Below are 19323 nucleotides of genomic sequence, written 5' to 3'. Positions count from 1 at the left end.
TTTGCTATCCCAGGTTCACGCCGGCGAGTAGATCGGTTTCCCATCCGCGGTCGTCGCGCGGGCCGGCCGCCCCGCCGACCAGGACGAAGTGTTCGGTGGCCGAGATGGGCAGGGCCAGGTCATTGGACAGCGCGCAGGCGCGTCCACCGGGTTCGACCGTGACCTGGGTGGCGTGCGCCCGAAGGGCTGCCACCTTGGCGTCGCGGCTCTCGGGCGCCTCGACCACCGCGTCGATCGCGGTGTCGTCGTAGGCGAACCGGAGCTCGTCGGTGGCCACCACCCAGTTGGGGGGCAGCGTCATGGCGGACAGTTCCCTGGCGCTCGCCTCGGCGGCGTTGCGCGAGGTGACCGTCCAGTAGAACTTGGGGACCTGCCAGGGTTGGCCGGGGTGACCGGCCTGGGCGGCGGCCGCCACGGCGGCCGTGGTCACCTCGTGGGCCCGGATGTGGTCGGGGTGTCCGTAGCCGCCCTTCGGGTCGTAGGTGACGACGACGTGCGGGCGCAGGTCGCGGATCACCGCGACCAGCTCGGCGACCGGGTCGGCCAGGTCGGAGTCGACGAACCTCCGCCGACTCCGCGCCTCGGTGCCCGCCATTCCGGAGTCGCGCCACCGGCCCGCCCCGCCGAGGAAGCGGGGCGCCTCGATCCCCAATTCACCTAGTGCAGCGGTCAGTTCGCCGATGCGGTACCCGCCGAGCTGATCGGCGGCGTCGGCGACGAGCTGCGCGTAGCGCTCACCGATGACCTCCCCCTCCTCGCCGAGCGTGCACGTCACCACCCGGACCTCGGCGCCACGGGCGACGTAGTGGGCGATGGTGGCGCCGGTGGTCAACGTCTCGTCGTCCGGATGGGCGTGGACGAACAACAACCGTGGATTCTCCATCCCCACAAGATAGGTTCACCACGTGACGCGGCGCACCGTTGAGTACGGCTGCGCCGTCGTGGTCATCGGCCTCTGCGCCGGAGTCGCGGGGGCGGCCACCACCGTCGTCCTGCACTGGGTGGAACACCTCGTCTACCACTACTCCTTTGGCACGCTGCTGACCGGCGTGGGCGACAGCAGCCCGATCCGGCGCGCCGTCGGCCCCATGGTCGGTGGCGCGCTCGCCGGCTTCGGATGGTGGCTGCTGCGCCGCCGCGGCGACGTGCCGGGGCTGACGGCGACCATCGCCGAGCACCGCGAGATCCCCAGGTGGCGAATGTCGTTCGACGCAGGGCTGCAGGTGCTGCTCGTCGGCTCCGGGGCGTCACTGGGTCGCGAGGGTGCGCCACGCCAACTCGCCGCGGCACTCGGCGATCTCGGCACGTCGCGGTGGTCCCTGACCCCGAGAGACCGCGAGATTCTGCTGGCGTGCGCGGCGGGAGCGGGCCTTGGCGCGGTCTACAGCGTGCCCCTGGGCGGGGCGTTGTTCGCCGTGCGCATCGTGCTCGGCACGTGGCATCCCCGCGCCGTGGGCACGGCGCTGATCACCTCGAGTCTGGCCGTTGCCGTGTCGGCGCCCGTGACCCACTTCGAACACGCCCTGTCCTGGCCGGACGCGACGCTGTCCTACCTGTTCGTGCTGCTCGCCTGCGCCGTCGCCCCGCTGGCCGTTGCCGTGGGACTTGCCTTCGACGCACTGACGACGCGGGCTCGTCCCCGGCCCCAGGTTCGGTCGTGGGTGCTGATACCGGCGATCGCCGTGGCGGGCCTGGCGACCGGCGTGTGCTCGATCTGGTGGCCGGAACTGCCCGGCAACGGCCGCAGCATCCTGACGGTCAGCGTCGATGCCAGCCTGACCCTCGGCGGGGCCGCGGTGTTGCTGGTCCTCAAACCGCTGCTGACGGCACTGTTCCTGCGGGCCGGCGCGGTCGGCGGCATGATCACCCCGGCGTTGGCGACCGGTGCCGCTGCGGGAACGGTCGCCGCGTTGACGCTGAACCACTCGGCGGGTACGCACTTTCAGGTCGCAGCGGTGTCACTGGCCTGCGCCGCCGGCGTCCTGGCCGTCACGCAGCGCGCCCCGCTCTTCGCCGCACTGTTCGTGTGGGAACTCGCCCGGCCACCGCTGTGGCTGTTCGTCGTGTTCGCCGCCTCGGCCTTCACCGCGCACGGCATCGTCGTTCTGCGTCAACGACTTTCGGCCGCTAGGGTCCCTTGACCCAGTTGCCGGCGTCACCGACGATGCCGACCGGGACGGCGCCCGACAAGCTCACGTTCTGCACGTTGGGGGCCGCGGCGACGATCGTCGTGTCCTGCAGGATCGGCAGCACGGTCGCCATGTTCCACAGTCTGGGTTCGACGGCGGTGAGCACGTCCCCGATCGATTGGCTGCCGTCGAGGGCGGCGTCAATGTTGGGCTGGATGCTGCGGTCGCAGATACCGGTCAGGTTGCTTGGGGCCTGGACGAGCTGATCGGGATCCGACGGCGACGGCGGCTGCGTCGCGGTGGGCGTGGTGGCCGGCGACGGCGGCGACGGCGGCGAGGACGTCGATGTCGGGTTCGCAGACGGGCTCGGGGTGGGGGTGCCGCTGGGCGGGGCGGTCGGCACGGGGGTGGCCTCGAGTGCGGGGCAGCCGAAGCGCGACGCCAACGCGGTGGCGAGGTCACCGCCCGCCTGGTGCCAGCCGACGATCGCGTCGACCCGGTTCTGGGACAGCGCGTCGCCGTAGAGGGTCGGCGGGTCCAGGGCAAGTACCGAGGCCGAGATGCCGACGCTGCGCAACTGGTCGGCGGCGGTGTTGGCCACGGCCACCGACGTCGGGTCGTTGGCCGCGACGCCGACCACGAACCGCAGCTGATTGCCGTCCTTGCTGATGCGGCCGCGGGTCGGCGGCGGTGAACCGGGCGTCGGCGTCGGCATCGGACTGGTCGAGGACACCTCCTGCTCGACGGTGTAGCCGCTGGCCTTCAAGAGGTCCAGCGCGGCCTCTCGGGGAAGTGCCGGTGGCGCGGTGGGGACGTAACCCGGGTCCGACGGCGACCGCACCTGGGCTTGAGCCAGGGTGACGGTGTTGTCGCTGCCGGCTCCGACGGCGGCCAGCAGGTCGACGTCGAGAAGCCCCAGGATCGCCCTACGCACCTGATCGTCCTGCAGTTCCGGCTGCTGGGCGCGCAGCGTCATCTGCATGACGCGCGGGGTGACGATCCTCGCGGTCCGCACGTCCGGGATGGCGCCGAGCTGGATGAACGCCGCCTGCCCGCCGTGCACCTGCGCGACCTGCGTGTCGCCGTTGCGCATCGAGTCGGCGAGGACCGCGGGCGCACCACCGCGGCGGAACAGGATCTGATCCGGCTTGGCGGGTTGGCCCCAGTAGCGGTCGTTGCGCGCGAGCAGGATCTCGTCGCGCTGCGGGTCGATGCCGTCGACGCGGAACTGGCCGCCGGTCACGGGCAGCGCGCGCAGCAGTCCCGCCGCGAATCCGCCGGGCACGTCCTTGACGATGTGCGCAGGCAGGATGTCGTTGAACAGTTCCCGCCACGCCGGGTACGGCTGGGAGAAGGTCACCACCGCGGTCTTGCCGCCCGCCAGCGACTGGACCCCGGTGATCATGTCGTATCCCGCCGGGTCGACCACGCCGGGTTCGCTGACCATCTGGCGCCACAGGTACCAGTAGTCGTCTGCCGCGATCGGCGCGTTGTCCGTCCACTGGGCTTCCGGCCGGATCTGGTAGGTGACGGTGAAGGGGTCCATGCTCGTCACGTCCGCCGACAACAGCATGGTGGGGTCGAGTTCCCACCGGGAGCCCGTCGGCGAGTTCGGATCCGGAATGGGCCGGAACGAACTCGGCAGCACCAGCGAGGCGATGGCGGCGTTCACCGGTGACTGATCCGAGAGCAGGTGCGGGTTGAACCCCGGCCCGATCGAGTCGATCGCCATGATGATCTGCGACGCCTTCAGCGGCGGCGGCGGTGTGCTCTCCGTGGTCTCGGTGCTCTGCGGCGCCGGCGGGGGGCTGACGGTACACGCCACCACCAGCATCAACGTCGACGTCAGTGCACCGGCGACGGAGATGAGTCGTCGCAAGGTCGTCGGCACGCCCTTCAGGCTATCGGGCCGCGCCGAGTCAGCCGCGAGCCTTTGCCCGGGACTTGGAGCGGGCGCGTGTCGTGGCGGCCAGCTCCACCTTGCGCACCCGCACGACCTCCGGGGTCACCTCGACGCACTCGTCCTCGGCGCAGAATTCCATCGCCTGCTCCAGGCCCATCTCGAGCGGACGGGCCAGCGTCTCGAAGACGTCGGCCGTCGAGGACCGCATGTTGGTGAGCTTCTTCTCGCGCGTCGCGTTGATGTCGAGGTCCTCGGCGCGGGGGTTGATGCCCACGACCTGACCCTCGTAGGTGTCGTCACCGGGCTCGACGAAGAACTGGCCGCGGTCCGAGAGCTGGGTCATCGCGAACGGCGTGATCTTGCCCGAACGATCCGAGACCAGCGAGCCGGTGTGGCGGGCCCGAATCTCGCCGGCCCACGGTCGGTAGCCCTCGAAGACCGCGTTGGCGATGCCGGTGCCGCGGGTCAGCGTCAAGAAGTCGGTGCGGAAGCCGATCAGCCCGCGGCTGGGGACGATGAAGTCCATGCGCACCCACCCCGCAGCGTGGTTGGCCATCTCCTCCATGCGGCCCTTGCGGCCCGCCATCAGCTGAGTCACCGCGCCGACGAACTCCTCGGGGCAGTCGATCGTCATCGCTTCGTACGGCTCGTGGACCTTGCCGTCGACGGTCCGGGTGACCACCTGCGGCTTGCCGACGGTGAGCTCGAAGCCCTCACGGCGCATCTGCTCGACGAGGATGGCCAGCGCCAGCTCGCCACGGCCCTGCACCTCCCAGGCGTCGGGGCGGTCGATGTCGACGACCTTGATCGACACGTTGCCGACCAGTTCGCTGTCGAGGCGGGCCTTGACCATGCGGGCGGTCAGCTTGTGCCCGGACACCTTGCCCGCCAGCGGCGAGGTGTTGGTGCCGATGGTCACCGAGATGGCGGGTTCGTCGACGGTGATGCGCGGCAGCGCGTGCGCGTGCTCGACGTCGGCGAGGGTGTCGCCGATCATGATCTCGGGCATGCCCGCGACGGCGACGATGTCACCGGCCACGGCCTCGCTGGTGCTGGTGCGCTCGACGCCCTCGGTGGCGAGCAGTTCGGTGATCTTGGCGTTGGTGATGACGGGATGCCCGTCGACCTCGCGCATCCAGGCCACCTGCTGGCCCTTCTTGATCCGGCCCTTGTAGATGCGAATCAGCGCGAGGCGGCCGAGGAACGCCGACGCGTCGAGGTTGGTGACCAGGGCCTGCAGCGGGGCCTCCGGGTCGCCCTCGGGCTCCGGGATGTGCTCGAGCAGCACGTCGAAGAGCACGTCGAGGTTCTCGCCGTCGGGGTTCTCGCCGTTGGCGGGTTCCTTGGTGCTGGCGATGCCCGCGCGACCCGAGGCGTACAGCGTCGGCAGGCCGAGCGCGAACTCGGCCGCCTTCTGCGCTTCTTCGTCGAGGTCGGACGCGACGTCGAGCAGCAGGTCGTGGCTCTCGGAGACGACCTCCGCGATGCGGGCATCGGGCCGGTCGGTCTTGTTGACGCAGACGATCACCGGCAGGTGCGCACTGAGCGCCTTGCGCAGCACGAAGCGCGTCTGCGGCAGCGGGCCTTCGGACGCGTCGACGAGCAGCAGCACACCGTCGACCATCGACAGGCCGCGCTCGACCTCGCCGCCGAAGTCGGCGTGGCCCGGGGTGTCGATGACGTTGATCACCGTCATGCTGCCGTCGGGGTTGCGACGATGCACCGCGGTGTTCTTCGCCAGGATGGTGATGCCCTTTTCCTTCTCCAGGTCACCGGAGTCCATCAGGCGTTCCACCGCGTCGTCACCGCGGTGAGTCAGGGCCCCGGACTGCCGGAGCATGGCGTCGACGAGGGTGGTCTTACCGTGGTCGACGTGAGCGACGATGGCGACATTGCGAAAGTTGGGGCGTGAATCCACCACCAGATTGTCGCAGCGCAGGTAGGCATTCGCGAAAACGGCGGATTCGGTTCGTGGACGGGGAGAGGCTGAAGTGAAGCCGTCGGAGTTCGCCGCACTGAAGGCGAAGAAGAAGTGTTGCCGCAGCAAACCCCGTTGCAAGCGCTGCCCGCTGGTTCTGAACAAGGTGCACAAGGCCGAGTTGGCCGGGGTGCGCGGCAAGGAGCTCGACAAGGTGTTCAAGCGCGCCAGAAAGGCCTGATCACCTGCGGCGTTGCCGTGCCGACCGGCGTCATTCGGCGTTCGTGGTCGCGGCTACGGCGCGGTCGACTCCCCCGGCGCGCTCGCCGGCTCGGCGGCCAGGGTGGCGACGCGACGCGCCGCGCCGCGCGCCGTGCGGGACCGGCCGCGCAGGTGTGCGGCATGTCACCCCGACGAGGACCCGGCCCCCCTCAGCGCCGCCGCCAACTCCGGCAGCCAGGCCCGGTCGGCGGGCACCCACTCCACGGCGTCGAGCTCCTCGGCCGTCACCCAGCGCAACGCGCGATGGTCGCGAGGGGTGGCGGTGCCGCCCGTCGGAGTGACGAGGTAGGCCCGCAGCGTCGTCGTCTCGCCGAGGGAGACCTCGGGACTCAACCGGGCACCGACGCTGACCGCCACGCCGAGTTCCTCGTCGAGTTCGCGCGCCAGCGCCTCTGCGTCGGTCTCCCCCGGCATCGCCTTGCCGCCGGGCAGTTCCCACAGCCCGGCCAGGTGCGGCGGCCGGTCCCGTTGCGCCACCAGCAGTGTGGCCCCGACGATCACGGCGCCCGCGACGACGATCTGGTTCGGCACGCTGCGACGGTATACCGTGCCAAGCATGGCCGTGTTGACCGATGATCAGGTGGACGCCGCGCTGGCCGACCTCGAGGGTTGGGCGCGTTCGGACGGGGCCCTGCGCCGCTCGGTGGAGTTCCCGGCGTTTCTCGACGGCATCGACGCCGTGCGTCGCGTCGGCGAGCACGCGGAGCGCGAGGACCACCATCCCGACATCGACATCCGTTGGCGGACGGTGACTTTCGCTCTCGTCACACACTCCGAGGGCGGCATCACCGACAAGGACGTCGCGATGGCGGGCGACATCGACCGGATCGTCGGCTGACCACCGCCAGGTAACCCAGCGTCGCCAACGCCGCCAGCACGTACAGCGAGCCGAACAGGTCGGCGTACCAGGGTCGGCCGACCATCCGGCCGGTGTCGCCGGCGAAGGTCACCAGCCACGGCGAGCCCACGTACGCCAGCACCACCCAGGCGCAGCCGACGACTCGCGCACCGGGGCGCGCCGGACCAAGCACCAGCCACATCGCCAACGGCAGCATCCACACCCAGTGGTGGGTCCAGCTGATGGGTGAGATCAGCAATCCGAACACCATCACCACGACGATCCGGCCGAGCGGGTCCTCGGCCCCGACGCGCCACCACGCGGCAACGCTCAGCACGGCGGTGAGCGCCACGGCGGCCAACAGGAGGGCGCCGTATCCGACGTCGCGGCCCGCGACGTAGCCCACGGCGCCGCGCAGGGACTGATTCATCGGCGTGTCGACGACGCCGACCCGGTCGGCGTTGCCGAGCAAATCGGTGAAGTAGAACCGGGCCTGGGCGCCACCCAGGGCGATCGAGGCCGCCACGGTGGCGCCGAACACCGCGACGGAGAAGGCGACGACGCCCCATCGTCGGGCCCCCGCGAAATAGGCGCCGGCCACCGCGGGGGTCAGCTTGAGCCCGGTCGCCAGGCCGACGAGCAGTCCCGACACGCACCACCGGGTGGAGTACACGGCGTAGAGCACCGCGACCATGAGCAGCGCACCGACTTGGCCGAGTTCGAAGAGGTGCCGCATCGGCTCGAACCAGACGGCCAAGGCGGTCCACGCCATCGACTGCCGGGCGTCGGGTCGGCCCAGCAACCGCAGGACGAGCACCGCGGAGCCGTAGAGCGCGGCGACGGTGGCCACCTGCCAGCACAGGCCGACGACGGGGAACGGCAGGAAGTGCAGGGGGTAGAAGACCACCGCGGCGAACGGCGGGTAGGTGAACTGCAGCGGCAGCGGCGGAATCGCCGGGCGGTAGACGAAGTCGTACAACCCGCCGTCGCGCATGGTCGCCGCGCCGTCGACGTAGACGTGCAGGTCGATGAAGTTGGTGCCGTTGGGCGCGAGGTAGGTGACGGCGAAGCGCGCCACGAGGCTGAGCGCGAGCAGATAGGGCGCGGCGCTCGCGATTCGGGCGGACTGTCTGGTTATCCGTCCGACTCTAGGTTCCGGCCGGGTGGGCGAGTGATTCGGTCACCATCGACCGTCATAGCGATAACGGTTGAGTAAATGCCACACGTGTCACTTGAGTCCCACCAGTAACTCCGTAGCTTCGGTTCCAGACGCCTCACCAACCGATCGGGAGAACCATGCACTTCGCCAGAAAAGCCATTGCTACCAGCGTAATTGCGGCCGCCTGCGCCGTGCCGGCAGCACTGCTGCTCAGCGCCACCGCGTCGGCCGACCCGGTTCCGGCTCCCGCACCCGCCATGCCGAACATCCCCTTCCTCAGCAGCCTCCCGGGCAGCGCGCCTCAGATGCTGCAGGGCCTGGCATCGGCGTTCACCGGCGCCGCCGGTTCACCCGCCGCCGCGCCCGCGGCCGCACCGGCACCGGCCGCCACCGCGTCGGTGACCCTGCCGCAGCCGGCCGCCGCACCCGCGGCTGCACCGGCGGCGTCGCCCCTGCCGGGCCTGCTGCCCGCCGCGGCCGCTCCGGCAGCCGCACCCGCCGCACAGCCGGCCGGCCTCGTCCCCACCGCCGAGGTCCAGATCCCCCAGGTCGCCAACAACGCACTGCCGCTGCCCAAGGAACTCAACTTCCCGGGTGACCTGACCTCGCTGCTGCCCCCGGGCCTGCCGCTGGCCGGCCTGCTGCCGCGGTCCGCCTCGGCCGTTACTCCCGCCGCGACGGCCGTCGCTCCCGCCGCGGTCGCCGCCGTCCCGGCCGCTGTCACCCCCGCCCTGCCCGCCGCCGCCGACAGCGCGCTGATGCCGCTGTTCTTCCCCACCTCCGCCCTGCCGTGACGCTCACCGCGTAACGCCGAACCACTCATCGACATCACGGGAGAGTCATGCCATCGACCAGAACGCTTCTGATCGCACTCGGTGCGACGGCCGGGCTCGTGCTCAGCGCGCAGCCTGTCGCCAATGCTGAGCCGGCGCCGCCGCTGCCGTTGCCGTTGCCGATCAGTGGTCTTCAGGCACCCGGACTCCCCGCGATGGAGAGCCTGGGCCCGGCGATTCAGCAGGCCGCCAGTGACCCGACGAACGCCGCCTCCATGTTGATGGCCGCGGCGGCGGCGTTCGCGGGCAACAGCGCGGCACCCGCGGGGTCGAAGAACGTTGCGGCAGCGGTGAATCAGTTCGTCGCCGACCCCCAGGTGGCACACGTCCCCGCGGCGGGTGCCGTCCCCGGCACCGAGGCGCACCTGCCGCAGGGGATCGACCCGGCCAACGCCGTCGGCCCGGTCCCCGACGCGGCGCCACTGGCGGCCGCGCCCGCCCCCGAGGCAGCTCCGGCGCCCGCGCCGGACGCCCTGCCCGCACCGGCACCGGCGCCGGCTCCCGACGCCGCGGTCGCGCCTGCGCCCGAGGCCGTGCCCGCCGCGGCCACCGTCCCGGGTCCAGACGGTGCCCCCGCCCCGGCACCCGCACCCGCACCCGCACCGAACTTCGGACCGGACGCACCCACGACGCAGGACTTCATGTATCCGTCGATCGGCAACGGATGCGCGTCAGACGGCGGAAACGTATTGGCGGCGGCCATCTCGGTCGCGGGCCCGGCGTCGATCCCCAAGCCGGGACCCCTCGCCGGCCAGACGGCCTACGTGTTCACCGCGATGGGCACCCCCGGTCCGGCCGCGGTGCAGAAGCTCCCGCTCAACGTGACCTGGGTCAACCTGACCACCGGCAAGTCGGGCACCACCACGCTCAAGCCGCAGGCCGACATCAACCCGGCCGGTCCGACCACGCTGACCGCGATCGCCGACACCGGTTCGGGCAGCATCATGTCGACCATCTTCGGCCAGGTCAGCACGACCGAGAAGCAGTGCCAGTTCATGCCGACGATCGGTTCGACCGTCGTCCCGTGACGGCTCAGTAAGCCATGAAGAGGATCATCTCGCGGTCGTACTCACGACCCGGGTGCGCCTCGGAGAGATGCGACTGAGCCTTCTCGACGAGGTCGTCCTCGTCGGTGCCGACAATGGCCTCGCCGCAGGGACAGCTCAAGTGTGTTTTCGCCATGGCATCACGATCCCACACGGTGGGCGGCTAAGCCCGCGCGCCGAGTGTGCGGTGAGATCGCCCTTCGCGGCCGGATCGCGATCTCACAGCACACGCGATGGGGTTCAGGTCGCGGAAGTGGACTTCGCCGCGGCCTTGGCGGCCTTCTTGTACGAGCGCACCTTCTCCAGTGAGCCCTGGTCGACCACGTCGGCGACCGACATGTGGGTGCCGGCCTTGCCGTAGTCGCCGGCGGCGGCGCGCCAGCCCTGCGGGGTGACGCCGTACTGCTTGCCGAGCAGCGCGAGGAAGATCTTGGCCTTCTGCTCACCGAAGCCGGGCAGCGCCTTGAGCCGGCGCAACACCTCGGGGCCGTCGGGGTCGCCCGCGGTCCACAGCGCGACGACGTCGCCGTCGTACTCGTCGACGACGGTCTGCGCCAGCGTCTGCAGGCGCTTGGCCATCGAGCCCGGGAACCGGTGCACCGCAGGCTTTTCCGAGAACAACGCGACGAAGGCGTCCGGGTCGTAGTCGGCGATCGTACGGGCGTCGAGACCCCCGATGCGCTCGGCCAGCTTCTGCGGGCCGGCGAACGCGACCTCCATCGGGATCTGCTGATCGAGCATCATCCCGACCAGCAGCGCAAAGGGATTGGACTCCAGTAGCTCGTCGGCGACGGGATCTTGCACCAACTGCAGTTTCGCCATGGCGCCAGTCTAGGGTCAGGTGACATGCCCGCCGAGATCGCGATCGCCTTGGCGGCAGCGTTGCTCCTGGCCGTCGGCGCCGCCGTCGTCGCGGTACGCACCCGCCGCGTGGTGGCCACCCCCACCGAACGCGCCGTGCACGCCGCACTACACACCGCGTCGCTGGCCGCCCACGCATTGCGCCACGGGCTCGACGAGGCCTCGGCACGTCGGGCCGCCCCGTTCCTGCGCCAGCTCACCGGCGCCGACGCCGTCGTCGTCTACGACGCGGCCGGCGAGCACCTGGCCCACGACCCGGCCGAGGCCCTCGACGCACTCGTCGAGGCGGGCGCCGTCGCCGGGGAAGCCCTGGCCGGCCAGCGCCGCGTGATGTCCGGCCGCCGCGGCGGCGCCATGGTCGCCCAGCCCCTGCTGACCGACGACGGTGACGCACTCGGCGTCCTGGTCGCGGTCACCTCGCGCGAACCCGGCCCAGGCATGGTGGGCGCCATCGGTGAGGTCGCCGGATACGCGGCCAGCCAGCTCGAGCTCGCCGACCTCGACGCCTCGCGCGCCCGGCTCGACCGCGCCGAGGTGCTGGCGCTGCGCGCGCAGATCAGCCCGCACTTCATCTACAACGCCCTCAACACCATCGCCTCGTTCGTGCGCACCGACCCCGACCGCGCCCGCGAACTCATACTCGAATTCGCCGACTTCACCCGCTACTCGTTCCGCGCGGCGGGCCAGTTCACGACGCTGTCGGACGAACTGCGCAACATCGACCGGTACCTGACCCTGGAGCGGGCCCGTTTCGGCGAGGCCCTCACCGTCAGGCTGCAGGTCGCCCCCGAGATGCTCTCCGTCGTCGTCCCGTTCCTGGCGCTGCAACCGTTGGTGGAGAACGCCGTCCGGCACGGGCTGGCCGATCGGGGCGGCGGCACCGTCGAGATCGTCGCCCGCGACGACGGGACCGACTGCGTGATCACCGTCGAGGACGACGGCGTGGGCATGGACCCCGACGCGCTGCGGGCCGGACCCGCCGACGCGCTGGCCGACGGCACCCCGGACGGCGGCGGTCACTCCGCGCACGTGGGCCTGACCAATGTCGACCATCGCCTGCGCGCGGCGTTCGGCAACGACTACGGTCTGGTGGTCGAGACGGCCGTCGGCGCGGGCACCAAGGTCCTGATGCGGGTCCCGAAGTTCAGGTCGGGCGTGCGGGCCGGCGGAGGTGGCTCGACGTGACCCGCGGACGCGAGGAGCAAGCCTGATGAGGCCCCTGGTCGTGCTCGCGGTCGACGACGAGGCACCCGCCCTCGACGAGTTGGCCTACCTGCTCGACCAGCATCCCGACATCGGTGAGGTGCTGCGGGCCGGGGACGCGACCTCCGCGCTGCGCGAGCTCAACCGGCGCCACATCGACGCGGTGTTCCTCGACGTCAACATGCCCGGCCTCAGCGGCCTCGAACTGGCCGGGGTGCTGGCCAATTACTCCTACCGTCCCGCAGTGGTCTTCGTGACCGCGCACGACGACAAGGCGGTCGAGGCGTTCGACGTCGGCGCGGTCGACTATCTGCTCAAGCCCATCCGTCAGAGCCGGCTCGACGAGGCGGTTCGCAGGGTGCTCGCCGCGTCCGTCGACGAGGTCCGCGACGGCGACGACCCCGCCGACGACCCCGACGTCTTGCCCGCCGAGCTCGGCGGCATCACCCACCTCGTCCCGCGCGACACCATCGGTTGGGTGGAAGCCGAGGGCGACTATGCGCGGTTGCATTCCGAATCAGGAGCGCACCTCGTGCGGATCCCGCTGAGCAACCTCGAATCTCGTTGGCGTGACAAGGGTTTCCAGCGGATTCACCGCTCGTATCTGGTCGCCCTGAAGATGGTCACGGGGTTGCGCTCCACCGACGGCGCGGTGCTGGTGCGTCTTCGGGCCAACGGCGCGTCACCGGCGATCGAGCTGCCGGTCAGTCGGCGTCAGGCTCGCGAACTGCGCGACCGGGTGGTCCGCGAACCGATGCGGAACCTTCGGCCGAGCACGGCCACCGGGGAACTGGTCGGTGATGACTAGACCGCAGCGCGAACGGGTGGTGCTGGCCAAGCGCCGCGGCGCGCGGGTCATCCGCACGCGGGTGGAGGTGCAGGAACAGACCGAGGTCGGCGACGCGCTGGTTCGCGGACTGATGCGCGCCCAACTGGGATTGGCCCTGCGCCTGGCCGCCGTCGCCGTGTGCGCGGTCGCGCTGATTCCCTTGGCGCTGGGGATCTTTCCCGGCCTCGACCAGGTCGCCGTCGCAGGCATCCGGCTGAACTGGTTGATCCTGGCGGCGTTGGTCTACCCGGTGCTCTACGGCGTCGGCCGCCTCTACGTCCGGCTGGCCGAACAGGGTGAACGTGACTTCGTCCGCGTGGTCGACGGCGACCGATGACGGGTGCACCGCTCACCGCAGCGGCCTTGCTCGCCGCGGCGCTGGCCACCGTCGGCATCGGCGTCTACGGCATCCGGCTCTCGCGGACCACCTCGGACTTCCTGGTGGCCTCGCGCAGCATCGGCCCCCAGTGGAACGCCGCCGCCATCTCCGGTGAATATCTCTCGGCCGCATCGTTTCTCGGCGTGGCCGGACTGATCGCGAAGTACGGGGCCGATGCGCTGTGGTACCCGGTCGGCTTCACCGCGGGCTATCTGGGGTTGCTTCTGTTCGTCGCCGCACCGCTGCGGCGTTCCGGGGCGTACACCGTGCCCGACTTCGCCGAGTTCCGGCTGGGGTCGGCGCGCCTGCGCAAGGTGGCGATGCTCGTGGTCGTCGTCGTCTGCGTCTTCTACCTCGTCCCGCAGTATCAGGGCGCCGGCCTGGCGCTCAAGACGCTTCTGGGACTACCGGTGTGGCTGGGCCCGGTGGCGGTCGGCGCCATCGTGATCGTCAACGTGGTCGGCGGCGGCATGCGGTCCATCACGTTCGTCCAGGCCTTCCAGTACTGGCTCAAGCTGACCGCGATCGCCGTGCCGGCGCTGGCCCTCTCGGCGCTCTTCCTCGGCGACGCCGCGACACTGGCCGGGCCGATGCCACCGACGGTTCAGCAGCACACCACGGTCACCGTCGAGACCGACGTCGTCGTGCAGGTCGCCGAACCCGCCGGCATCACCGTGACGGGCGACGTCGACGGCGCTCCCGTCGACCGTGCGGCGTTCCCAGCCCCCGGCCGGTTCACGCTGGGCCGCGGAACCACGCTGACGCTGGCCGCGGGGGCGATGACGCCGGTGGTCGCGGGCGCTCCGAGTTCGGGTGACGACTGGCTCGACTCCGGCCGCGGACTGGGTGGCAGTCATCCTCTGTATCAGGTCATCTCGATCATCGTCGCCACCTTCCTCGGCACGATGGGACTGCCGCACGTGCTGGTGCGCTTCTACACCAACCCCGACGGCACGGCCGCCCGGCGAACGGCCCTGGCGGTGATCGCGCTGCTCTCGCTGTTCTACCTCTTCCCCGTGCTGCTCGGCGTCTTCGCCCGGCACTTCGTGCCGCAGTTGCTCATCACCGGCACCGCCGACGCGGCCGTGCTGCTGCTGCCGAACGTGGCGATCGGGGGTGGCCTCGGCGCGGGACTTGCCGCCCTGGTGGCCGCCGGTGCGATCGCCGCCTTCCTCGCCACGTCCTCGGGTCTGCTGGTCAGCATCGCGGGGGCGTTGTCGACCGACGTGCTGCGCGGCCGCGTGCGCGACTTCCGGGTCGCGGCGGTCGTCGGGGGCATGGTGCCCATTCCGCTGGCCCTGCTGGCGTCTTCCCTGGAACTGTCGCGCAGCGTCGGACTGGTGTTCGCGGTCGCCGCGTCCACGTTGTGTCCGCTTCTGGTGCTTGGCATTTGGTGGCGTGGTCTGACCAGCGTCGGCGCTGCGTGCGGGCTGGTCGTCGGCGGGGTGGCCTCGGGCGCGGCGACGACACTGGCGGTGGTCGGGGGCGTCGACGACCGGCTGCTCGGTGGGTGGCCAGCGGTGGTCGTGGGCTATCCCGCCGCGGTGACCGTCCCCCTGGCGTTCCTGACGATGGTGGTGATCAGCCTGCTCACCGCGGGGTCGCGCCCGCCGGAGGTGGCCCGAATCTTCGCCCGCATGCACGTCCCGGAGCGCCTCGGCATGGGCGTGGAGCGCCTGCCCCGGGAGTGACGCGGAACAATCCCCCGTCGCTGCGCTCTGCCCGCCGGACCGTTCGTCGCCATTGGGCGACCGCTCACCGCAGGTCCGCCCGGCTTCGGCGTCCGATCCTGCGAATCTGCTGAGTATGTGACGTGAGTCTCAATAGGCTCGAGACGAGATCACACTTCAGCGTCAGGAGCACCGCGGTGGCGACCACCGATAGGCCGACGGCCAACACGACCCAGCAGTTCGTGGACATGCAGGCCAGCCCAGAGTTTCAAGAGTTGCGGACGCGGTTGCGCCGCTTCGTGTTTCCCATGACGGCGTTCTTCCTCGTCTGGTACGCCACCTACGTTCTGCTCGGGGCGTTCGCCCACGACTTCATGTCCATTCAGGTCTTCGGCAACGTCAACGTCGGTCTGCTCATCGGCCTCGGCCAGTTCCTGAGCACGTTCGTCATCACCGGCCTCTACGTACGGTTCGCCAACCGCGAACTCGACCCGAGGGCCGCCGCGATCCGCGCCGAGATGGAAGGCACGCAGCAATGACCTACCTCGCCGCCGCCGAGACGATCGGCAACCCGGTCGCCAACATCGGCATCTTCGCCCTGTTCGTCGTCATCACGATGATCGTGGTGATCCGCGCCAGCAAGAAGAACGCCACCGCGGACGAATTCTTCACCGGTGGACGGGGTTTCAGCGGACCGCAGAACGGCATCGCGATCGCGGGCGACTACCTGTCTGCAGCCAGCTTCCTCGGCATCGCGGGTGCCATCGCGGTGTACGGCTACGACGGCTTCCTGTACTCCATCGGCTTCCTCGTCGCGTGGCTCGTCGCACTGCTGCTGGTGGCCGAATTGCTACGCAACACGGGCAGATTCACGATGGCCGACGTGCTGAGCTTCCGGTTGAAGCAGCGCCCGGTGCGGATGGCCGCGGCCACCTCGACGTTGACGGTGTCACTGTTCTACCTGCTGGCCCAGATGGCCGGCGCCGGTGGACTGGTGGCGTTGCTGCTCGACGTCAAGAGCAGGGGCGGCCAGTCGATCGTCATCGCGGTGGTGGGCGTGCTGATGATCGTCTACGTCCTCGTCGGCGGCATGAAGGGCACCACGTGGGTGCAGATCATCAAGGCCGTCCTGCTCATCGTGGGCGCCGGCCTGATGACGGTGATGGTGCTCGCGAAGTTCGGGCTGAACTTCTCCGAGATCCTGGGGGCCGCGCAGACCGCCGTCTCGGGTTCGGCGGACAAGGCCGTCGCGGCGCGCGACGTCCTGGCTCCCGGCGCGCAATACGGCGCCAGCACGACCTCCAAGATCAACCTGCTGTCGCTGGGCCTGGCGCTGGTGCTCGGTACCGCGGGTCTCCCGCACGTGCTGATGCGGTTCTACACCGTGCCGACGGCCAAGGAGGCGCGGCGTTCGGTGGTGTGGGCCATTGCCCTCATCGGTGGCTTCTACCTGTTCACCCTGGTTCTGGGATACGGGGCGGCGGCACTGGTCGGACCGGACGAGATCCTGGCGGCGGCTGGCGGCGTGAACTCCGCTGCGCCACTGCTGGCCTTCCAACTCGGGGGCGTGGTGCTGCTCGGCGTCATCTCGGCGGTGGCCTTCGCCACGATCCTCGCCGTCGTCGCCGGGCTAACCATCACCGCCTCGGCCTCGTTCGCGCACGACATCTACGCCAGCGTGATCAAGAAGGGACAGGTCAGCGAGGGCGAACAGGTCCGGGTCTCGCGGATCACCGCAGTCGTGCTCGGCATCTTCGCCATCGCGCTGGGCATCCTCGCCAACGGGCAGAACGTCGCGTTCCTGGTGGCGCTCGCCTTCGCCATCGCCGCGGCGGCGAACCTGCCGACGATCGTCTACTCGTTGTACTGGAAGAGGTTCAACACCCGCGGTGCGCTGTGGAGCATGTACGGCGGACTGATCTCCACGCTGGTGCTGATCGTGTTCTCCCCCGCGGTCTCCGGGGCGAAGACGGCCATGATCCCGAGCGTCGACTTCGCCTGGTTCCCGCTGGCCAACCCCGGCATCGTGTCGATCCCGCTGGCCTTCGTCCTGGGCATCGTCGGCACCATGACGTCCCGGGTGCCCGGCGATCCGGTGCTCGACGCCGAGATGGAGGTCCGGTCGCTGACCGGTGTGGGCGCGGAGAAGGCCGTCTCGCACTAGAGGGTGTCGCGCGCCCGGGAAGCCCGAGCCTCCCGGGCGCGTTGACCGACACGTGCCTACCATCAGCCACGTGACCGAACAGCAACCCACCGGCGTGCGCCGGCGGTTCGGGTTCGCCCTGTTGGCGTACGCGTTCGCGGCGATCATGCTCGGCACCACCCTGCCGACGCCGATGTATGCGCTCTACTCCGACCGCATGCACTTCCAGGTGCTGACAACCACGGTGATCTTCTCCACCTATGCAGTCGGCGTGCTCGCCGCGCTGCTGGTGTTCGGCCGCTGGTCCGACGCGCTGGGGCGCCGCCCGGTTCTGCTCGCGGGCGCCGCGCTGGCCCTGGCCAGCAGCGTGGTGTTCTCGTTCGCCGACGACGTGCCGCTTCTGTTGGTGGGCCGGCTGCTCTCGGGGCTGTCGGCGGGCATCTTCACCGGCACGGCTACCGCCGCGGTCGTCGAAGCCTCTCCGCCCGCGCAGCGCGACCGGGCCACCGCCGTCGCCACCGTGGTCAACATCGGCGGGCTGGGGGCCGGGCCGTTGGTTTCGGGCGTTCTGGTGCAGTACGCCCCCGACCCGTTGCAGCTGTCCTTCGTCGTGCACATCGCGCTGGTGGTCCTGGCGGTCGCCGCCGTGCTAGCCGCCCCGGAGACCTCGTCACGCACCGGATCGCTTGGACTGCAACGGCTGTCGGTGCCCGCCGACATGCGGCCGGTCTTCCTGACCGCGGCGACCGCGGCGTTCGCGGGATTCTCCGTCACGGGTCTGTTCATGGCGGTGGTCCCGACGTTCGTCCGGTCGGTCCTCGGCATCGAGAACCACGCGGTGGCAGGCCTGGTGGCGAGTTCGATCTTCGTGGCATCGGCCGTCTCGCAGCTGTGGGCGCGGCGCATCCCGCCGCGGCAGGCCATCGCCGTCGGGTGCGCGATCCTGGCGGTCGGCATGGTGATCCTGGCCGTGGCGGTGCACGTGCCGTCGCTGTCGCTGCTGATCGTCGCCGGCGTGGTGGCGGGCATCGGCCAGGGCATCAGCTTCAGTCGCGGGCTGGCCGCCGTCGCCGAACTGGCACCGGCAGATCGCCGCGCCGAGGTGAGCTCGACCTACTTCGTGGTGGCCTACGTCGCCATTGCCTTGCCGGTCATCGCCGAGGGTTTCGCGTCTCAGCACCTCGGGTTGCGTACGGCCGGGGTCAGTTTCGCGTTGGCGACCGCGGCGCTGGCAGCGGTCTGCTTCGTCGCGATCGCGATGCAGGAACGGCAACGCGTCTCGGCGTGAGGCTCGCCCTGGGGAACGGCTTGGCCCTAGGGAAGCTTGGCCGCGATCTCGCGAGCGGCCTCGACGACCCTCTCACCGGCGTGCTCCAGGGTGTCGGCATCCAGGCGGTGGGTCAGAAAGCTGATGCTCAGCGCGTAACGCGAGGGCCCGCCGCGGGAGGCGGGCACGGCCGCCGCGACGCACGTGAGTTCCTCGGCAGCCTCCTCCCGGTCGACGGCGAAGCCGCGCGTACGGACGTCCTCGATCTCGGCTGCCATCTTCTTCATCGTCGTGATCGTGTGCGTGGTCAGCTCGGGCAAGCCGGCCGAGGCGACGACGTCGCGCCAGACGCTGTCGGGCATCGTCGCCAGCAACGCCTTGCCGAGTGCGGAGGCGTGCCAGGGGTCGGTCTGCCCGACGTCGCTGACCTTCTTGACCGCCCTGCGACCCTCCACGACGTCGAGGATCACCACGGCGCGCTCCTTGTGGGCGGCGAAGTTCACGGTCTCGTTGAACTCGCCCACCAGCCGTTCCATGGTGGGGATGACCGCGTCGGAGGGGACCTGGTTGGAGAACGCGCGCTGCCCGAGCCGGAAGATCTCCCAGCCCAGCCGGTACTGGTTGGCGTTGAACCGTTCGACGTAGCCCAGCGCCGCCAGACTGTTCAGGTATCGCAGCACGGTGGCCTCGTTCAGCTCTGTGCGCCTTGATATCTCGGTGAGATTGCCGATGTCGGAATCCCCCACGGCGGAGAGGATCTTGGCCGTGCGCTCGACCCCGATCATGCCGGAGGACTTCTCGGCGGCCGGTGCTGTTTTCACCCAGTGAAGGTTACCAGCACCCAGTAATGGCACGGACACCTT

20 protein-coding genes are annotated in these 19323 nt (G+C 70.3%); 12 read left to right on the top strand and 8 right to left on the bottom strand.

From position 1 onward, the window contains the following. Positions 1-4 precede the first annotated feature (4 nt). Positions 5-883, bottom strand: coding sequence for an N-acetyl-1-D-myo-inositol-2-amino-2-deoxy-alpha-D-glucopyranoside deacetylase (gene mshB, locus ABZ195_RS20525; RefSeq protein WP_355220982.1), 879 nt, complete (start codon positions 881-883; stop codon positions 5-7). A 22-nt stretch (positions 884-905) separates the two neighbouring features. On the opposite strand from mshB, the gene ABZ195_RS20520 reads away from it, so the two are divergent. Then, positions 906-2141 (top strand): chloride channel protein, encoded by a 1236-nt coding sequence (locus tag ABZ195_RS20520; RefSeq protein ID WP_355220981.1) that lies wholly within the window; start codon positions 906-908, stop codon positions 2139-2141. Here ABZ195_RS20520 and ABZ195_RS20515 read toward each other — a convergent pair. Next, positions 2128-3963 carry an ABC transporter family substrate-binding protein gene (locus tag ABZ195_RS20515; RefSeq protein ID WP_355221006.1) on the bottom strand — a complete coding sequence of 612 codons (1836 nt, stop codon included), beginning with the start codon at positions 3961-3963 and terminating at the stop codon, positions 2128-2130. The two genes, ABZ195_RS20520 and ABZ195_RS20515, sit on opposite strands and share 14 nt — an antisense overlap. An 85-nt stretch (positions 3964-4048) precedes the next feature. Next, on the bottom strand, positions 4049-5950 hold the full coding sequence (gene typA / locus ABZ195_RS20510) for a translational GTPase TypA (RefSeq protein ID WP_355220979.1): 1902 nt from the start codon (positions 5948-5950) through the stop codon (positions 4049-4051). A gap of 73 nt (positions 5951-6023) precedes the next feature. Between typA and ABZ195_RS20505 the strand changes: the two genes are divergently transcribed. Then, positions 6024-6191, top strand: a complete 168-nt coding sequence (locus ABZ195_RS20505) for a hypothetical protein (RefSeq protein WP_355220977.1) — start codon at positions 6024-6026, stop codon at positions 6189-6191. A gap of 164 nt (positions 6192-6355) precedes the next feature. Here ABZ195_RS20505 and ABZ195_RS20500 read toward each other — a convergent pair whose 3' ends face one another. Continuing rightward, the gene (locus tag ABZ195_RS20500) at positions 6356-6763 is read right to left on the bottom strand and encodes a (deoxy)nucleoside triphosphate pyrophosphohydrolase (RefSeq protein ID WP_355220976.1); all 408 of its coding nucleotides are present in this window, start codon (positions 6761-6763) and stop codon (positions 6356-6358) included. 25 nt (positions 6764-6788) lie between these two features. On the opposite strand from ABZ195_RS20500, the gene ABZ195_RS20495 reads away from it, so the two are divergent. Continuing rightward, positions 6789-7070, top strand: coding sequence for a 4a-hydroxytetrahydrobiopterin dehydratase (locus ABZ195_RS20495; protein ID WP_355220975.1), 282 nt, complete (start codon positions 6789-6791; stop codon positions 7068-7070). Here ABZ195_RS20495 and ABZ195_RS20490 read toward each other — a convergent pair. Then, on the bottom strand, positions 7018-8166 hold the full coding sequence (locus ABZ195_RS20490; protein ID WP_355221004.1) for a mannosyltransferase: 1149 nt from the start codon (positions 8164-8166) through the stop codon (positions 7018-7020). The genes ABZ195_RS20495 and ABZ195_RS20490 overlap by 53 nt on opposite strands. A gap of 254 nt (positions 8167-8420) precedes the next feature. Here ABZ195_RS20490 and ABZ195_RS20485 point away from each other — a divergent pair, with 254 nt between their 5' ends. Further along, positions 8421-9023: a hypothetical protein gene (locus ABZ195_RS20485; protein WP_355220973.1), complete on the top strand. Its 603-nt coding sequence runs from the start codon at positions 8421-8423 to the stop codon at positions 9021-9023. A gap of 47 nt (positions 9024-9070) precedes the next feature. Continuing rightward, positions 9071-10090, top strand: coding sequence for a hypothetical protein (locus ABZ195_RS20480; RefSeq protein WP_355220971.1), 1020 nt, complete (start codon positions 9071-9073; stop codon positions 10088-10090). 4 nt (positions 10091-10094) lie between these two features. Here the strand turns inward: ABZ195_RS20480 and ABZ195_RS20475 are convergent, their stop codons facing one another. Then, complete coding sequence (locus tag ABZ195_RS20475; RefSeq protein ID WP_079922554.1) at positions 10095-10244, bottom strand: DUF1059 domain-containing protein; 150 nt, start codon at positions 10242-10244, stop codon at positions 10095-10097. 104 nt (positions 10245-10348) lie between these two features. Further along, positions 10349-10930, bottom strand: a complete 582-nt coding sequence (locus ABZ195_RS20470; protein WP_355220968.1) for an HhH-GPD-type base excision DNA repair protein — start codon at positions 10928-10930, stop codon at positions 10349-10351. Positions 10931-10954: 24 nt separating this feature from the next. Between ABZ195_RS20470 and ABZ195_RS20465 the strand changes: the two genes are divergently transcribed. The 7 genes from ABZ195_RS20465 (at position 10955) to ABZ195_RS20435 (ending at position 18481) form a co-directional block, all read left to right on the top strand. After that, positions 10955-12154, top strand: coding sequence for a histidine kinase (locus ABZ195_RS20465; protein ID WP_355220967.1), 1200 nt, complete (start codon positions 10955-10957; stop codon positions 12152-12154). 25 nt (positions 12155-12179) lie between these two features. Next, on the top strand, positions 12180-12980 hold the full coding sequence (locus ABZ195_RS20460) for a LytTR family DNA-binding domain-containing protein (RefSeq protein WP_355220965.1): 801 nt from the start codon (positions 12180-12182) through the stop codon (positions 12978-12980). Beyond that, positions 12973-13338, top strand: a complete 366-nt coding sequence (locus ABZ195_RS20455) for a hypothetical protein (protein ID WP_355220963.1) — start codon at positions 12973-12975, stop codon at positions 13336-13338. The genes ABZ195_RS20460 and ABZ195_RS20455 overlap by 8 nt, the downstream gene beginning before the upstream one ends. After that, the gene (locus ABZ195_RS20450; RefSeq protein WP_355220962.1) at positions 13335-15071 is read left to right on the top strand and encodes a cation acetate symporter; all 1737 of its coding nucleotides are present in this window, start codon (positions 13335-13337) and stop codon (positions 15069-15071) included. Before ABZ195_RS20455 ends, ABZ195_RS20450 begins: the two co-directional genes overlap by 4 nt. A gap of 176 nt (positions 15072-15247) precedes the next feature. Beyond that, positions 15248-15589, top strand: coding sequence for a DUF485 domain-containing protein (locus ABZ195_RS20445; RefSeq protein WP_355220960.1), 342 nt, complete (start codon positions 15248-15250; stop codon positions 15587-15589). After that, complete coding sequence (locus tag ABZ195_RS20440; protein ID WP_355220958.1) at positions 15586-17214, top strand: cation acetate symporter; 1629 nt, start codon at positions 15586-15588, stop codon at positions 17212-17214. Before ABZ195_RS20445 ends, ABZ195_RS20440 begins: the two co-directional genes overlap by 4 nt. Before the next feature lie 70 nt (positions 17215-17284). Continuing rightward, entirely contained in the window at positions 17285-18481 is a 1197-nt protein-coding gene (locus ABZ195_RS20435) for an MFS transporter (RefSeq protein WP_355220956.1), read from the top strand. Positions 18482-18507: 26 nt separating this feature from the next. Here ABZ195_RS20435 and ABZ195_RS20430 read toward each other — a convergent pair whose 3' ends face one another. Then, positions 18508-19281 (bottom strand): IclR family transcriptional regulator, encoded by a 774-nt coding sequence (locus ABZ195_RS20430; RefSeq protein WP_355220954.1) that lies wholly within the window; start codon positions 19279-19281, stop codon positions 18508-18510. Positions 19282-19323: the final 42 nt, after the last annotated feature.

It is taken from the genome of Mycobacterium sp. NPDC006124 (assembly GCF_040614235.1).
GTDB lineage: Bacteria > Actinomycetota > Actinomycetes > Mycobacteriales > Mycobacteriaceae > Mycobacterium.
This window is presented reverse-complemented; position numbering and strand designations above follow the sequence as displayed.

What these genes read in the sequence shown, in the direction of transcription:
- ABZ195_RS20450 (WP_355220962.1), top strand. Translation starts at nt 13,335, where the DNA reads ATGACGGGTGCACCGCTCACCGCAGCGGCCTTGCTCGCCGCGGCGCTG.
- ABZ195_RS20515 (WP_355221006.1), bottom strand. Translation starts at nt 3,963, where the DNA reads ATGCTGGTGGTGGCGTGTACCGTCAGCCCCCCGCCGGCGCCGCAGAGC.
- ABZ195_RS20470 (WP_355220968.1), bottom strand. Translation starts at nt 10,930, where the DNA reads ATGGCGAAACTGCAGTTGGTGCAAGATCCCGTCGCCGACGAGCTACTG.
- ABZ195_RS20455 (WP_355220963.1), top strand. Translation starts at nt 12,973, where the DNA reads ATGACTAGACCGCAGCGCGAACGGGTGGTGCTGGCCAAGCGCCGCGGC.
- ABZ195_RS20480 (WP_355220971.1), top strand. Translation starts at nt 9,071, where the DNA reads ATGCCATCGACCAGAACGCTTCTGATCGCACTCGGTGCGACGGCCGGG.
- ABZ195_RS20465 (WP_355220967.1), top strand. Translation starts at nt 10,955, where the DNA reads ATGCCCGCCGAGATCGCGATCGCCTTGGCGGCAGCGTTGCTCCTGGCC.
- ABZ195_RS20475 (WP_079922554.1), bottom strand. Translation starts at nt 10,244, where the DNA reads ATGGCGAAAACACACTTGAGCTGTCCCTGCGGCGAGGCCATTGTCGGC.
- ABZ195_RS20495 (WP_355220975.1), top strand. Translation starts at nt 6,789, where the DNA reads ATGGCCGTGTTGACCGATGATCAGGTGGACGCCGCGCTGGCCGACCTC.
- ABZ195_RS20440 (WP_355220958.1), top strand. Translation starts at nt 15,586, where the DNA reads ATGACCTACCTCGCCGCCGCCGAGACGATCGGCAACCCGGTCGCCAAC.
- mshB (WP_355220982.1), bottom strand. Translation starts at nt 883, where the DNA reads ATGGAGAATCCACGGTTGTTGTTCGTCCACGCCCATCCGGACGACGAG.
- ABZ195_RS20460 (WP_355220965.1), top strand. Translation starts at nt 12,180, where the DNA reads ATGAGGCCCCTGGTCGTGCTCGCGGTCGACGACGAGGCACCCGCCCTC.